12 protein-coding genes are annotated in these 13,905 nt (G+C 73.0%); 5 read left to right on the top strand and 7 right to left on the bottom strand.

Annotation, left to right across the window (positions count from 1 at the left end):
- Positions 1–17: 17 nt before the first annotated feature.
- From GA0074694_RS32985 to GA0074694_RS17695, 7 genes are all read right to left on the bottom strand, one after another.
- Positions 18–1,454, bottom strand: coding sequence for a condensation domain-containing protein (locus GA0074694_RS32985; RefSeq protein ID WP_091459778.1), 1,437 nt, complete (start codon positions 1,452–1,454; stop codon positions 18–20).
- 58 nt (positions 1,455–1,512) lie between these two features.
- Complete coding sequence (locus GA0074694_RS17720) at positions 1,513–2,343, bottom strand: alpha/beta hydrolase (RefSeq protein ID WP_091463354.1); 831 nt, start codon at positions 2,341–2,343, stop codon at positions 1,513–1,515.
- Between the two features lie 52 nt (positions 2,344–2,395).
- The gene (locus GA0074694_RS17715) at positions 2,396–3,805 is read right to left on the bottom strand and encodes a flavin-containing monooxygenase (protein ID WP_091459775.1); all 1,410 of its coding nucleotides are present in this window, start codon (positions 3,803–3,805) and stop codon (positions 2,396–2,398) included.
- 98 nt (positions 3,806–3,903) lie between these two features.
- Complete coding sequence (locus GA0074694_RS17710) at positions 3,904–4,599, bottom strand: endonuclease/exonuclease/phosphatase family protein (RefSeq protein ID WP_091459773.1); 696 nt, start codon at positions 4,597–4,599, stop codon at positions 3,904–3,906.
- A complete protein-coding gene (locus tag GA0074694_RS17705) occupies positions 4,599–5,546 on the bottom strand; it encodes an ROK family glucokinase (protein WP_091463353.1) in 948 nt (315 codons plus the stop codon). Before GA0074694_RS17705 ends, GA0074694_RS17710 begins: the two co-directional genes overlap by 1 nt.
- A gap of 67 nt (positions 5,547–5,613) precedes the next feature.
- Entirely contained in the window at positions 5,614–6,264 is a 651-nt protein-coding gene (locus GA0074694_RS17700; RefSeq protein WP_091459770.1) for a hypothetical protein, read from the bottom strand.
- 39 nt (positions 6,265–6,303) lie between these two features.
- Positions 6,304–6,759 carry an SRPBCC family protein gene (locus GA0074694_RS17695; protein WP_091459768.1) on the bottom strand — a complete coding sequence of 152 codons (456 nt, stop codon included), beginning with the start codon at positions 6,757–6,759 and terminating at the stop codon, positions 6,304–6,306.
- Between the two features lie 144 nt (positions 6,760–6,903).
- On the opposite strand from GA0074694_RS17695, the gene GA0074694_RS17690 reads away from it, so the two are divergent.
- From GA0074694_RS17690 to GA0074694_RS17670, 5 genes are all read left to right on the top strand, one after another.
- Positions 6,904–8,715 carry an AMP-dependent synthetase/ligase gene (locus tag GA0074694_RS17690; protein WP_091463352.1) on the top strand — a complete coding sequence of 604 codons (1,812 nt, stop codon included), beginning with the start codon at positions 6,904–6,906 and terminating at the stop codon, positions 8,713–8,715.
- 77 nt (positions 8,716–8,792) lie between these two features.
- Positions 8,793–10,430, top strand: coding sequence for a sensor histidine kinase (locus GA0074694_RS17685; RefSeq protein ID WP_425413660.1), 1,638 nt, complete (start codon positions 8,793–8,795; stop codon positions 10,428–10,430).
- Between the two features lie 7 nt (positions 10,431–10,437).
- Entirely contained in the window at positions 10,438–11,106 is a 669-nt protein-coding gene (locus GA0074694_RS17680) for a response regulator transcription factor (RefSeq protein ID WP_091459766.1), read from the top strand.
- Positions 11,107–11,295: 189 nt separating this feature from the next.
- Positions 11,296–12,102: an SAM-dependent methyltransferase gene (locus GA0074694_RS17675; protein ID WP_091459764.1), complete on the top strand. Its 807-nt coding sequence runs from the start codon at positions 11,296–11,298 to the stop codon at positions 12,100–12,102.
- Positions 12,103–12,190: 88 nt separating this feature from the next.
- A complete protein-coding gene (locus GA0074694_RS17670; RefSeq protein WP_091463350.1) occupies positions 12,191–13,903 on the top strand; it encodes a putative bifunctional diguanylate cyclase/phosphodiesterase in 1,713 nt (570 codons plus the stop codon).
- Positions 13,904–13,905 lie beyond the last annotated feature (2 nt).

The raw sequence follows: 13,905 nt of genomic DNA, 5'->3' as shown, positions 1-13,905 counted from the left end.
GCCTCGCCGGCAGACCCTCAGCTATTCGGTCGGGTTGCTGTCGCCGTTGGCGGCGAAGAACGGCTGGACCCTCGCGGAGGCGGCCGGTGACGCGACTCCGGACCGGATGCAGCGGCTGCTGGGCTCCACACGCCACGCCGAGCAGAAACTGATGAGTCTCCTCCGGCAGTAGCACCTGGGTATCCGTGCAGAGCACCACCCGGATCCAGCCCGGCACCTTGTCCTCGATGACCATGAAGAAGTCCTCCGCGTCCCTGAAGGAGTCTGCGGCGACGAACGGTGTCGGCCATGGCGGCACGGACAAAGCCGGCGTCCACGGCCGTGGCGCGTCCCGGCACCTCCCGTGCCCGCCGTATGTCGTTGAAATAGCAGGACAGCGAGAGCTCGGCGCCCCGCTCCCTCCCGGCGGACCGGATCAGCTCTCCGACCTGGTCGGGGTCGTACACACCGTTGCTGTAGGCAGTCATGGACGCGGCCAGCGTGGCGCGCACCACCTCGCCGAAGGTCTCCCCCGTCAGGTCGAGCGTGACCAGGACCTCCTGCTGCAGATTGGCAACCGCGGCTCGCAGTTCGGGAACGAAACGGTTGGCGACCAACAGCCGGATCGCGCATGCGGGCAGACCGGCGAGATGGCCGAGCAGCAGGGCCACCGCGGACAGCATGACCGCGGAGGTACTGGTCCGGTACCGGTCGGCGAGCACGGGAAGTGCCATCGCCACCGCCTTGGATTCCATGGCCGCGCTGTAGAACCGCGGTGCGGACGGCTCGTCGCGGCGGTAGGGGAACATCGTGGTCGGCGCCTGCGCGAGCTGCCGCCGCCAGTACGCGTGCGACCTGTCCAGGGCCTGCTGCCCCCGCGGTGAGCGCTCGTACTCAGCCTGTTCGACGGGCTGTCGGCAGGCAGGGGGCACAGGCGCTGACTGTCCCGATACACGCGCAGACAGCAGCCGGGTCAGTTCGCTGGCCAGCAAGCGCAGCGACATCAGGTCCGCGACGAGGTGCGAGACGCCCAGGGAGGCCAGCACCGGGACGTCGTCGGACAGGATGACCAGGGACCGGAACAGCGGACCCGTCTGCAGGCTGAAGCTGCGGTGCCGCAGGCTCTGCTGCCAGGTGGCGGCCACGGTCTTCGGGTCCTCCCCGGAGCCTGCCCACCGGATGTCGGTCTCGAAAGAGCCGGTCCGCAGCACCCGTTGCATCAGCGCTCCCGTCTCGTCCCGGTGGAAGGCGGTGCGTAGCGACTCATAGCGATTCACCAGTTCCGCGAGCACGGCGATCACATCGTCCACCCCGCCCGGTCCCCGCAGCTCGACCGGGTAGACCTGGTCGTAGAACGTCGAGTCCGGCATAGCGCGCTGGATCAGCCGCCACATGTCCCGCTGGGCACAGGTGGCCGGCGCGGTGACGAAACGCCGCCCGGAGAAGGGGACTTGACGCCGGAGGGATTCGGTCATGGATCTCGTCTTTGAACATGCTGGACAAGCCGAGGCGATGCGTTCTCGCCACGCCACCTCACACCGGGACGACGGCGGGCGCGGGCTCCTTGACCAACCAGTCGAGGATCGCGTCGACCGGTTCCTGCCACCGCGCGTCCAGCATCAGGTCGTGCCCCATGCCGGGAAAGAGCAGTGGGGCCGAGCCGTACCGGCGGGCGGTGCGGGTCAGTGCCGCCGCCGGGACGACCCGGTCGTCCGGGCTGCCGAGCACCAGCACCGGCGGGCGGCCCACCGCCGGTTCGAGCGCTCCGGGGAAGAGCAGCCGCCACTGGGCACGTCGACCGGCCCGGCCCAGTCGGGCCAGGTGAGCCCGGGCGACCGTCCCCGGCAGCTCCGGGCTGAACAGCTGTCGCTGGTTGAGCCGCAGCCGGCCGCCCCAGAAGGCGGGGAGCGTACCGACCGGGTTGCGGCGCAGCGCCGCGCCGAGCGTGCCCCAGCCACCGAAGACCGGTGCGACCAGCACCCCGGCCCGCGCCGGGTAGCGGGCCAGCGCGTGCGCCACCACCAGGGCCCCCGCGCCGTGCCCCACCAGCACCGCCTGGCGCGGTAGCTCCGCCGCCACCTGGACCACGTCGTGGGCGTACGCCCGCAGCGACGCCTCCGGCGCCGGTTCGCTGCCACCGTGCCCGCGCAGGCTCAGCGCGTACGCCGGGAAGCCCCGGGAGGCGGTGTGCTCCAGCCAGTGCTCGGCGAAGGCCCACGCCCCGTGACCGAAACCCGGGACGAAGAGCAGCGGCGGCCGCCCCTGCTCCGGGTCGGGCAGTGCGCTGAGCACCTCCCGGCGGGCGGGGCGCACCGGCCGGGCCCACTCCCGACCCCGGACGATCCGCAGCCGCTCCCCACTCAACCGGACCACCTTCCGTTCACGACTGCGGGGCTCGCAAGCTCACTCCTCGCGCTCACCGAACCGCCTCCAACTCGTTCAGGGCGCGCTGGACGGCGCGCAGGTAGTCGACGTGTCCCACCTCGAACCAGTGCCGGCTGCTGTCCTCGACCCGGCCGGAGTAGCGCTTCCCGGCCCCGGCGGCGACCGCCGCGGCGAACGCCTCCGCCCGCTCGGGGCGGTACTGGCGCAGCAGCAGCAGTCGGGCGACGAGCACCGCCTGCCAGTGCGAGATCGGGAAGAGCCCCGAGTCCGGCTGGACCAACCCGACGACGGCGAGCGTCGGATGGTTCGGGGGGAAGGCGTTCAGGTGGAGCGCGGGTCGTCCGACGCCGGCCTCGTCGCCGAGGATCCGCGCGTCGAGGAACTCGAAGCGGGGCAGGTAGCCGGTGGCGAAGACGACCAGGTCCGGATCGATCTGGCGGCCGTCGGTCAGTTCCACCGCGTACGGGTGGAAGCGCCGGACGTCCGGCGTGGGGGTGATCCGGCCGTGGCCGACGTAGTAGACGAGCTGGCTGTTGGCGATGGGATGGGTCTCGTAGACCCGGTGGTCGGGTCGGGGCAGCCCGAAGCGGGTCAGGTCACCGACGGTCAGCCGCAACGTCCGGTGGTAGAGCCACTGCCGCACGCGCAGGGGCACCCGCAGCGCGAGCAGCAGGTCGTTGACCTGGTCGGCGGGGCGACCGAGGACGTACTTCGGCGCGTACCAGTAGCCGCGCCGGGTGGAGTGCCAACAGGTGGCGGCCTGCTGGGCGGCCTCCACCGCGATGTCGCAGCCGGTGTTGCCGGCGCCCACCACCAGCACCCGCTTGCCCCGCAGCTGGGCCGGGTCCTTGTACGCCGAGGCGTGCATCGTCTCGCCCCGGAACTCGGCCAGCCCCTCGTACTCCGGCAGCTTCGGCGACCAGTTGTGGCCGTTGGCGACGACGACGGCGGCGTACCGGGAGGTGCGCTCCGGGCCGTACCCGCCGGTGCTGCGGGTGGTCACGTCCCAGCGGTCCCCGGCGACGGGCTCGACCCGGACCACCTCGGTACCGAACCAGATGTGCTGGCGCAGGTCGAAGTGGTCGGCGTACCGCTCGAAGTACGCCAGCAGCTGACTGTGGTGGGGGTAGTCCGGCCACGAGTCGGGCATCGGGAAGTCGGGGAACTGGGTGAACGGCCGCGACGAGATCAGGTGGGTGCTCGCGTAGACCGGACTGCGGTCGTGCCGCCAGTTCCACGCGCCGCCGACGCCGGTCTCCCGCTCGTAGCAGTCGACGCCGAAGCCGTGCTCCTTCAGGTTCTTCACCGTGGTGAGGCCGCTGGCCCCGGCGCCGATCACACAGACGGTGTCGCCGCGGTCGGAGACCGGACGACCGTCGGGGGTGAGGGCGAGGGTCGCCGACGGGTCGTCGGGACCGTCGTGCTCGGTGGGGGTGGACACCGGGTATCTCTCCTTGGGGGAACGCGTAAGCGTGCCGGGTCGCCGCCGAATCCTCTCCACTTCGGAGAGTGTTTGTCCAGCCCTGGCCGGTGAACCGGTCAGTCGGTGACCGGCAGCAGCAGGTCCACCAGGACGGGGAAGTGGTCACTGGCCCGGCGGGTCTGCGGGGTGTCGACCACGTCGTAGTCGACCACGGTGATCCGGGGATCGACGAAGAGCGCGTCGATCCGGCGGCGCGGCTCCGCGCAGGAGTAGGTGAGCCGGTCGGCCCGGTCGGCGGCGACGGCCGCGTCGGTCAACCCGTCGGCGATCGTCCGCCAGGCGGCGCCGCCCGGCCCCTCGTTGAGGTCCGCCCCGACCAGCACCGGCCACCGCGCCGCGTCGACCTCCTCGCGGAACAGGACCGCCTGGGCGGGGCGTTCCGCCGGATCGGTCGACAAATGGGTGCCGGCCACCACGAAGCGGGCCCCGCCGACCGCGCACTCGGCGAACGCCGCGCCGCGCAGGTGCCGGCCGGGGGTGAGCGGGAACCGCTGGCACCTGGTGGCATGCACGCGTACCCGCAGACTGGTCAGCAGCAGGTTGCCCAGCGCCGGCAGCCCACCGGCGCCCACCACCAGGCCGAACGACTCGGCCAGGGCGGCGCACCTACGGCGCCAGCGGAACCGGCGCGGCCCCTCCTGCACGATCACCACGTCCGGGCCGACGGCCCGGACCACCTCCGCCAGCGCGGCCCTGTCGTCCCGTTGCGTGTGGATGTTGTACGACACCACCCGTAACGGCACGCCCGCCATCAGATGCGCCGGGCCAGGTCGGCGGCGCCGATGACGCCGGCGGTGTTACCCAGTTCGGCGGGACGCACCTCGGCCACCGGGAGGCGGCTCCGCTGCGCGAGCGCGTCGGCGAACGACCGCCGGGTCGGACCGAGCAGCAGGTCACCGGCCTCGATCACACCGCCACCGACGACCAGCACCTGCGGGTCGAGGATCTGGGCCATGTCGGCGAGGCTGGTACCCAGCCAGCGCCCGATCTGGGCGAACGCCTCGGAGGAGACCGGGTCGCCCCCCTGCGCCGCCGCGGTGACCATCGGACCGGTGATCGACTCGGCGTCCCCGCCGGCCAGGGTGAGCAGTGCGGCGGCACGCTGCGGCTCCTGCCGCGCACCGGCCCGGGCGAAGCGGACCAGCGCGTTGCCGCTGGCGTACTGCTCGATGCAGCCGAGCCGGCCGCAGCCGCACTGGTGGCCGTCCGGCACGGTGAGCATGTGCCCCAGTTCGGCGGCGATGCCGTGGGCACCCCGGACCAGCTCGCCGCCGAGCACGATGCCGCCTCCGACGCCGGTGCCGATGGTGAACATGACCATCGAGTCCTCGGCGTGGCGGGCGGCGCCGTAGCGGAACTCCGCCCAGGCGGCCACGTTGGCGTCGTTCTCCACGATCACCGGCAGGCCGACCGCGGCGCTGACGTACGCCCGAAGCGGCTCGTCCCGCCAGGCCAGGTTCGGGGCGAACAGCACGGTGGACCGGGTGGCGTCGATCCAGCCGGCCGCGCCGATGCCCACGCCCGTGATCTGGCGTCCGGCGGCCAGCTCGGTGACCACCTCGATGATGACGTCCCTGGTCTTGCCCACATCCTCGGCGGGGGTGTCCCGTCGGGTCTGCACCAGTACCCGGCCGGTGTCGTCGACCACACCGCCGGCCACCTTGGTGCCACCGACGTCGACTCCGATGGTCAGCGTCACCGCCGCCACTCCCCTCTGCTGTGCTGCCCGGACCACCGGCCGGTGGCCGGTGGCGGGATGTCGTGGGTCAGGCCCCGTCGCCTGGTGGAGCCCCGTCCACGCCTTCGGGTGCGCGCGACGCGGGCACCACGGGACGCCCTGCCGGGGCTGACGCCGGGTCGACCCCGGCCGGCCCGGCGGCGTCGACGGGCGGTTCGGCGACGGACGGGCTCGCCCCGTCCTCCGCGCGGGTCGCGGCGGACCAGACGTCCCGCGCGGGCGCCGGTTGGGAATCATGCCCGGTACGGGTGGCCTCGCGCCACACCTGATCATCGGCGACCGGGCCCGGCTCGGGGGTGGTGGTCGCCGACGCCTCGGTAGCGAACGCCCGGAGCAGGCTCGCCACACCGGCGGCCAGGTCACCCGCGCCGGTGGCCAGGCGCTCGGCGAACTCAGGACTGGGGTCGCGCAGGGCGCGCATCGCGCGACAGACCGGACAGACGTCGCATTCAGCCCCACCGGTGGCGAAGCCGTGCGGAGCGCCGGCCCCGGTGGCACCGCCCGGAGCGCCACCGGCCCCGGCTCGCCCACTGTGACCGAGGACACCGGCGAGCATCCCACCGAGCGGACCCCACGACCCGGTCGACGTGCCGGCCGCCGTGAGGCGCGCGGCGGCCAGCACGGTGGCGACCAACCGCTCCGCCTCTTCCCGGGCCGAACCCGGATCGGTGCCTCCCATGTTCGGCTCCTCTACCCCGGCGACACCGCGCCGGTCGGATCAGCGGGTCGCACCGGGTGCTTCTACCCGGTGCTTCAACTGCTTCAACGCCGTGTCCATGATCATTTTCTCGGCCTTGCGCCGGAACATCCCGAGCATGCCCACCGAGAGCTCCACCTCCAGGGTGTAGGTCACCGTGGAGGTGCCGTCGGGGTTGCCGATCACGTCGTACGAGCCACGCTGGGCGCGCTGCATCCGGGACGGGGCCACCAGGTGCCACTCGATCCGGGAGAGGTCCTCGGCGTACTCGTAGGCCAGCACGTACTCGTCGGCCATCACCTGGGCGTCGATGGTGAACCGGACCTGGCTGGCGTAGCCGTCCTCGTACTCCTCGACCACCTCGGCCCGGCGCACCGCCTCGGTCCACTCGGGGTAGCGGGCGAAGTCGCAGATGACCGCGACCACCCGGTCCGGGGGCGCGTCGATGGTGATCGACTGGGTGGAGGAGTCCGCCATGGGGGGAGGCTACCCGGCCGGGCCCGATCCCGCCCCGGTCCACCCCCGCGAACCCGGTCCACCGGGTGGCCGGGGGATGCGGGTAGGTTTCGACGAGGCCGTCCATCTGCGCCGGCCCCACCGTTGCGAGCACGAGGAGTGCAGGTGCGCGAGTTCTCCGTTCCGCCGGTCGTCACCGTCGGCGACGCGGCCAACCTCACCGATCCGGTCTGGGCGAACGCCGACGCCGCCCCGGACGCGGTGCAGTTCGCGCGCCGGGTGCCGACCGCCGACGGGACGGGCCGGGCCTGGACGGACGTGACCTGCCGGCAGTTCCGCGACGAGGTGGTCGCGGTCGCCCGGGGCCTGGTCGCGGCCGGCATCACCCGGGGTTCCCGGGTCGGGCTGATGAGCCGCACCCGGTACGAGTGGACCCTGCTGGACTACGCCATCTGGGCGGCCGGCGCGGTGACCGTGCCGATCTACGAGACCTCCAGCCCCGAGCAGGCCGCCTGGATCCTGGCCGACTCCGGCGCGGTCGCCTGCGTGGTGGAGACCACCGCGCACGCCACCCTGGTCGCCGGGGTCGCCGACCGGCTCCCCGAGCTGGACCGGGTCTGGCAGATCGACCTCGGCGCGGTGGATGAGCTGGTCACCCTGGGCGCCCCGGTCGACCCCCGGGAGATCGAGCGGCTCCGCAAGGAGGTCCGCGCCGACGACGTCGCCACCATCATCTACACCAGCGGCACCACCGGCCGACCCAAGGGCTGTGTGCTCACCCACCGCAACATGTACGCCGACATCGCCAACGCGGTGCCGGTGCTGCCGAACCTGTTCAACGCCGGCGCGTCGACCCTGCTCTTCCTCCCCCTGGCGCACGCCTTCGCCCGGCTCGTCCAGATCGGCATGGTGCACGCCCGGGCCACCATGGCGCACTGCGCCGCGACCACCAACCTGGTCGCGGAGTTGCAGGAGTTCCGCCCGACCTTCGTGCTCTCGGTGCCCCGCGTCTTCGAGAAGGTCTACAACGGGGCCCGGCAGAAGGCCCAGGCCGAGGGGAAGGGCGGCATCTTCGACCGGGCCGAGGCGGTGGCGATCGCCTGGAGCGAGGCGCAGGACCGCCCCGGCGGGCCCGGGCTGCGGCTGCGGGTACAGCACGCGCTCTTCGACCGGCTGGTCTACCGGAAGCTGCGCGCCGCGCTCGGCGGGCGCTGCCGGGACGCCATCTCCGGCGGCGCTCCGCTCGGCGCCCGCCTCGGGCACTTCTTCCGGGGCGTCGGGGTGACGATCCTCGAGGGCTACGGCCTCACCGAGACCTCCCCAGCCGCCGCCGCCAACCTGCCCGACGCCACCCGGATCGGCTCGGTCGGACGGCCGCTGCCCGGGGTCACCGTCCGCATCGCCGACGACGGCGAGATCCTCATCGCCGGTGACCTGGTGTTCCAGGGGTACTGGCGCAACGAGGCGGCGACCGCCGAGGTGCTCGTCGACGGCTGGTTCCGCAGCGGCGACCTGGGCCGACTCGACGCCGACGGGTACCTCACCATCACCGGTCGCAAGAAGGAGATCATCGTGACCGCCGGCGGCAAGAACGTCGCCCCCGCCGTCCTGGAGGACCAGGTGCGCGCGCATCCACTGGTCAGCCAGTGCGTGGTGGTCGGCGACCGGCAACCGTTCATCGCCGCGCTGGTCACCCTCGACGAGGAGGCGCTGCCGAAGTGGCGCGAGGCGGCCGGCCTGCCGGCCACCGCGACCGTCGACGAACTGCGGGGGCACGAGGCGCTGCGCGCCGAGATCCAGGGCGCGGTCGACGCGGCCAACCAGACCGTGTCGAAGGCCGAGGCGATCAAGGTGTTCCGGATCCTGCCGCGCGACTTCAGCGAGGCCACCGGGGAGCTGACCCCGTCGCTGAAGGTGAAGCGGAACGTCGTGCACGAGACGTACGCGGCCGACATCGCCGACATCTACGCCCGCTGACTACGATCCGCCACGTGTCCGCCTCCACAGCCACCCGGCTCCAGCCGCACCCGCTGGCCATTACCGCCCGCGTGGTCATGCTCGCGCTGGTCGCCGTCCTCACCCTGGTCCGTACCCGGGAGGTCGACCAGCTCTGGTGGATCGCCCTGCTCGCCCTGGCCGGTGTGCCGGCCCTGCTCGCTCCGGGCGACCGGCGGCTCGGCCTGCTCAGCCGCGCCGCCGAGGTGGTGGTGCTGGGGCTGGCCGCCAGTCAGGTCGCCGCGGCCGACACCGTCAACGGTCCGATCGGCGGGCTCGGCGCCTCGGCGGTGCTGCCCTACCTGGCCGTACCGGTCACCGTGACCGCGCTGCGCCGCCAGTTCCGCGAGGGTGCGGCGCTGCTCGGGGTCACCGCGGCCACGCTGGTGGTCAGCGGGGCGCTGACCGAGGTCGGCGGGGAACGTCAACTCGGCCAGCTCGGCTATCTGGTGGTCTGCGCGCAGTGGCTGATCCTGGCCGGGCTCGGGCTCTACGCGGCCAGCACCCTGCACCGGGTGATGGCCGTCCGCACCCAGGTCAAACCCCAGCCCCAGCCGTACGCCGAGGCGACCCGGCTGCTGACCCAGCTGCGCAGCGTCGCCCGGCAGCTCCCCGGCGCCACCCTGGACCCGGGGGGCATCTCCGAGCACCTGCTGGAGGATCTGCGCACGATGACCCGCGCCGACCGGGCCGCGGTGCTCTCCGCCAGCGGCGGTGGCCGGCTGGTGGTGCTCGCCCAGGTGGGCGTGGAGCGGGTGGACTGGGAGACCACGCTCGACGCCGACTCGGCGATCGCCGACGCCTGGGCCAGCCAGCAGCCACAGACCGCCAACCGGTCGCAGTCCCGGTCACACCGGGGCGGGGACGTCTCCGCGTTGATCGTGCCGCTGGTCGCCGGGGTCCGGACGGTCGGGCTGGTGGCCCTGGAGGCGGACGTGGCGCAGGCGTACCCGGCCCCGGTGGTGGACCGGGTGACCGCGCTGACCCGCCCGGCGGCGCTGCGGCTGGAGGCGGCGCTGCTCTTCGACGAGGTGCGCTCGCTGGCCACCAACGAGGAACGGCAACGCCTCGCCCGGGAGATCCACGACGGGGTCGCCCAGGAACTGGTGATGGTCGGCTACGGCATCGACAACGCCCTGGCCACCGTGCACGACGACACCGAGGAGACCGCCGAGAGCCTGCGCACGCTGCGCGGTGAGGTGACCCGGGTGATCCAGGAGCTGCGGCTGAGCTTGTTCGAGCTGCGCAGCGAGGTGGACCGGCACGGCGGGCTGGCCGCGGCGATCGCCGAGTACGCCCGTACCGTCGGTGCCTCCGGCGGGCTGCGGGTGCACCTCTCGCTGGACGAGTCGACCGCCCGGCTGCCCGCCGCCACCGAGGCCGAACTGTTGCGCATCGCCCAGGAGGCGGTGACCAACGCCGGTAAGCACGCCGGAGCCGCCAACCTCTGGGTCACGTGTGAGGTGGATCCCCCGTACGCGCAGATCGAAGTGTCGGATGACGGTCAGGGGATCGCCGACCAGCGCCCGGACGGGCGGTACGGCCTTGCGATCATGGCGGAGAGGGCGGAACGTATCCGGGGCCGGTTGGAGATCCGGCCGCGCCAGCCCAGTGGCACGACGGTGGCGGTGGTTCTCGGCACCTCGCCCCGACGCGATAACGTGCGCGGTAGCGCGACCGCAGGAGAAGGGGAGTAACCCGAGGATGACCACCAGTCCGATTCCGGCCACCCGTACCAAGGTCCTCCTTGTGGACGATCATGACCTGATCCGCAAGGGCCTGCGGCACGCCTTCGAGCGGGACCGGCAGTTCGAGGTCGTCGGTGAGGCCGCCACCGCCGCCGAGGGGGTCCGGCAGGCCGGTGCGCTCCAGCCCGACGTGGTGATCATGGATCTGCGCCTGCCCGACGGGAGTGGTCTGGAGGCGACCCGGGCACTGCGCAAGTCCAACGCGACGATGGGCATCGTGGTGCTCACCATGTACGCCGGTGACGACCAGCTCTTCGGGGCCCTGGAGGCCGGGGCGAGCGCGTTCGTGCCGAAGACCGCGCCGGCCGACGAGGTGGTGGCCGCCGCCCGGCACGCCGCCTCCTCCCCCAGTGCCTTCACCGCCGCCGACCTCGCCGAGGCGATGAAGCGCCGGCTCGCCCCGTCCGGTCCGCAGCTCTCGCCCCGGGAGGGTCAGGTGCTCCGGCTCCTGGCCGACGGGATGAGCGTCGCCGGCATCGCCAAGCAGCTCTTCGTCAGCGAGTCCACGGCGAAGACGCACATCTCGAAGCTCTACGAGAAGCTCGGTGCCGCCAACCGCGCCCAGGCCCTGATGACCGCCCTGCGGCTGGGTCTGCTGGAGGCTCCGGACGCGCCCAAGTTCTAAAGGCCACTGGTCGACCGGGAGGTCCACGTCCACCCGAGGTGGTGGACGCGGGCCTCCCGGTGACTTTCCGGCGCGGCCAACATGAACCCGATTTGCCGCAGTCTGGTCACTCGGGCGGTGAACGGGCAGAATACCCGGGTGGCCCACGGGGGCGACCGTTGTCGTGTACGTGTCAAAAGGGGTATGGCAATGCGGCCGGACTGGGCACCCGACACCATCGACGTCGAACGCCCCAGCGTGGCCCGCATGTACGACTACTACCTCGGCGGGTCGCACAACTTCGCCGCCGACCGGGCCGCCGCCGGGGCGATGATGGCCGCCGTCGCGGAGGCTCCGCTGATGGCCCAGGCCAATCGGGCGTTCCTGCGGCGGGCCGTGCACTTCCTGGCCGAGTCGGGCGTACGGCAGTTCCTCGACATCGGGTCGGGCATCCCGACCGTCGGCAACGTGCACGAGGTCGCCCAGCGGGTCGCGCCGGACTCCCGGGTGGTCTACGTCGACGTCGACCCGGTGGCGGTCGCCCACAGCCGGGAGATCCTCGCCCGCAACGACCGGGCCGTCGTGTTCCAGGAGGACCTGCGCCGACCGGAGCGGATCCTGGACCATCCCGACCTGCACGCCCTGCTCGACCTCTCCGAACCGGTCGCCCTGATGATCGTCGCCGTGCTGCACTTCGTCGCGGACGACGACCGGCCGGCGGAGATCCTGCGTACCCTCCGGGACGCCCTCGTCCCGGGCAGCTACCTGGTCCTCTCCCAGGCCAGTGACGTCGGCCAGTACGGCGACGCCCGGGCCGACGCGGAGCGGGTCTACCGCAACACCGACAACCCGCTCATCCTCCGCGACCGCGCCGAGCTGACCGGGTTCTTCGACGGGTTCGAGCTGGTCGAACCGGGCCTGGTGTGGGTGCCGGCGTGGCGGCCGGAGTTCCCCGAGCACGCCGAGGACGCCGCCCGGTCGGGCTTCCTGGGCGGGGTGGGGCGGCTCGGTGGGTGAGCCGGCCCCGGAGGCGGGATCCGACCCCTGTCCCGGTTCCTTCGCCCGGGCCTGGGCCAGGGCGGTCTCCGGCACGAGCTACCTGCCGATGACGCAGGAGCAGCTGGAGGTCTTCCTCCAGCGGCTCACCGAGCGGCTCGCCGCCGCGCTGCGCGCCGAGCCCTTCGATCCCCGCGTCGGCCACCAGGTGGGGGTCGACCTGGTGACCGCGCACGTCGCCTCGGCCGAAGGGCTCGGTCGGACCATCGAGGTCATGCAGCTCCGGCTGCTGCACGACCTCGGGCTGGTCGCCGACGACGCCGAGAACCGGCTGGCCCGGCTGCTGGCGACCGTCGCCACCGGGTACGCCCGCGCCCTGCGGGACCGGACACTCGACGCCCAGGAGTCGCTTCGCCGGGCCGCCATGGTGGCCCGCGCGGAGGCCGAGCGGGCGCTCCGGGAGAGCGAGGCGCGGTTCCGGCACCAGGCCACCCACGACCCGCTGACCGGCCTGCCGAACCGCACCCTGTTCACCGAGCGCCTGGCGACGGCGATCAGCCGGCCTGAGCGCGACGGCCAGCGGGTCGGGCTCTGCTTCCTCGACCTGGACCGTTTCAAGGTCGTCAACGACACGCTCGGCCACCAGGTTGGCGACTCGCTGCTGGTCTCGGTGGGCCGGCGACTGCGCGAGGCGGTCGGTGACCACCTGGTGGCCCGGCTCGGTGGTGACGAGTTCGTGATCCTCGTCGAGCGGACCACCGGCACCGAGGACGTGGTCCGGGTCGCCGAGGCGGCGCTGCGCGGGATCAACCGCCCCGCCCTGGTGGACGGACACGAGCTGACCATCTCGGCCAGCATCGGCATCGTCGAGCGTCCGGTGGCCGGCACCACCCCGAGCGACCTGATGCGGGCCGCCGACAGCACGCTGCACTGGGCGAAGGGAGCCGGCGGGGGTCGCTGGGAACTCTTCGACGTCGACCGCAACCGTCAGGAGCTGGCCCGGTACGCGCTCTCCGCCGCCATCCCGACCGCGCTGGAGCGGGGCGAGTTCTACCTGGACTACCAGCCCCTGACCTCGCTGCACGACGGCACCGTGGTCGGGGCCGAGGCGCTCGTCCGGTGGCATCACCCCGAGCTGGGCGAACTGCGGCCGGACCGCTTCATCGGGCTGGCCGAGGAGACCGGCCTGATCGTCCCGCTCGGCGGCTGGGTGCTCGCCGACGCGGCCCGCGAGGCGGAGGGCTGGCCAGCGGGCGGGCGGCCGCGCGCGCCGTTCGTCAGCGTCAACCTGGCGGTCCGGCAGGTGCACGGTCCGGGCCTGGTACGGCAGGTGCGCGACCTGCTGGAGGAGACCGGCCTGCCGCCGGAGCGACTCCAGTTGGAGATCACCGAGAGCGCCATGATGAGCACCACCGGGGAACCGGTGCACGCGCTGCGGACGCTCGCCGACGCCGGCGTCCGGATCGCCATCGACGACTTCGGCACCGGCTACTCCAACCTGGCGTACCTGCGCGACCTGCCGGTGACCGAGCTGAAGATCGCCGGGAACTTCGTCGCCGGGCTGCGGGACACCCCGGTCGCCCCGGCCAGCCACACCGACGAGCGGATCCTCGCCTCCCTGGTGGCGCTGGCGCACGCGCTGGACCTCACCGTCACCGCCGAGGGGGTGGAGACGGCCGCGCAGGCCGAACGGCTGCGGGCGATCGGGTGCGACGCGGCCCAGGGCTGGCACTTCGGCCGGCCCGGTCCGGCCGGGCAGATCCTCGACCTGCTGCACCGCGAACGTCAGGTCGCGCCCACCGTCATCGCCGCACCCCGCTAGGC

The sequence above is a fragment of the Micromonospora inyonensis genome, from assembly GCF_900091415.1.
GTDB classification, from domain to species: Bacteria; Actinomycetota; Actinomycetes; order Mycobacteriales; family Micromonosporaceae; genus Micromonospora; species Micromonospora inyonensis.
This window is presented reverse-complemented; position numbering and strand designations above follow the sequence as displayed.

Coding starts and splice junctions, on each gene's coding strand:
- GA0074694_RS32985 (WP_091459778.1), bottom strand. CDS start 1,454: ATGACCGAATCCCTCCGGCGTCAAGTCCCCTTCTCCGGGCGGCGTTTC.
- GA0074694_RS17695 (WP_091459768.1), bottom strand. CDS start 6,759: ATGGCGGACTCCTCCACCCAGTCGATCACCATCGACGCGCCCCCGGAC.
- GA0074694_RS17675 (WP_091459764.1), top strand. CDS start 11,296: ATGCGGCCGGACTGGGCACCCGACACCATCGACGTCGAACGCCCCAGC.
- GA0074694_RS17670 (WP_091463350.1), top strand. CDS start 12,191: ATGACGCAGGAGCAGCTGGAGGTCTTCCTCCAGCGGCTCACCGAGCGG.
- GA0074694_RS17700 (WP_091459770.1), bottom strand. CDS start 6,264: ATGGGAGGCACCGATCCGGGTTCGGCCCGGGAAGAGGCGGAGCGGTTG.
- GA0074694_RS17685 (WP_425413660.1), top strand. CDS start 8,793: ATGCTCGCGCTGGTCGCCGTCCTCACCCTGGTCCGTACCCGGGAGGTC.
- GA0074694_RS17680 (WP_091459766.1), top strand. CDS start 10,438: ATGACCACCAGTCCGATTCCGGCCACCCGTACCAAGGTCCTCCTTGTG.
- GA0074694_RS17710 (WP_091459773.1), bottom strand. CDS start 4,599: ATGGCGGGCGTGCCGTTACGGGTGGTGTCGTACAACATCCACACGCAA.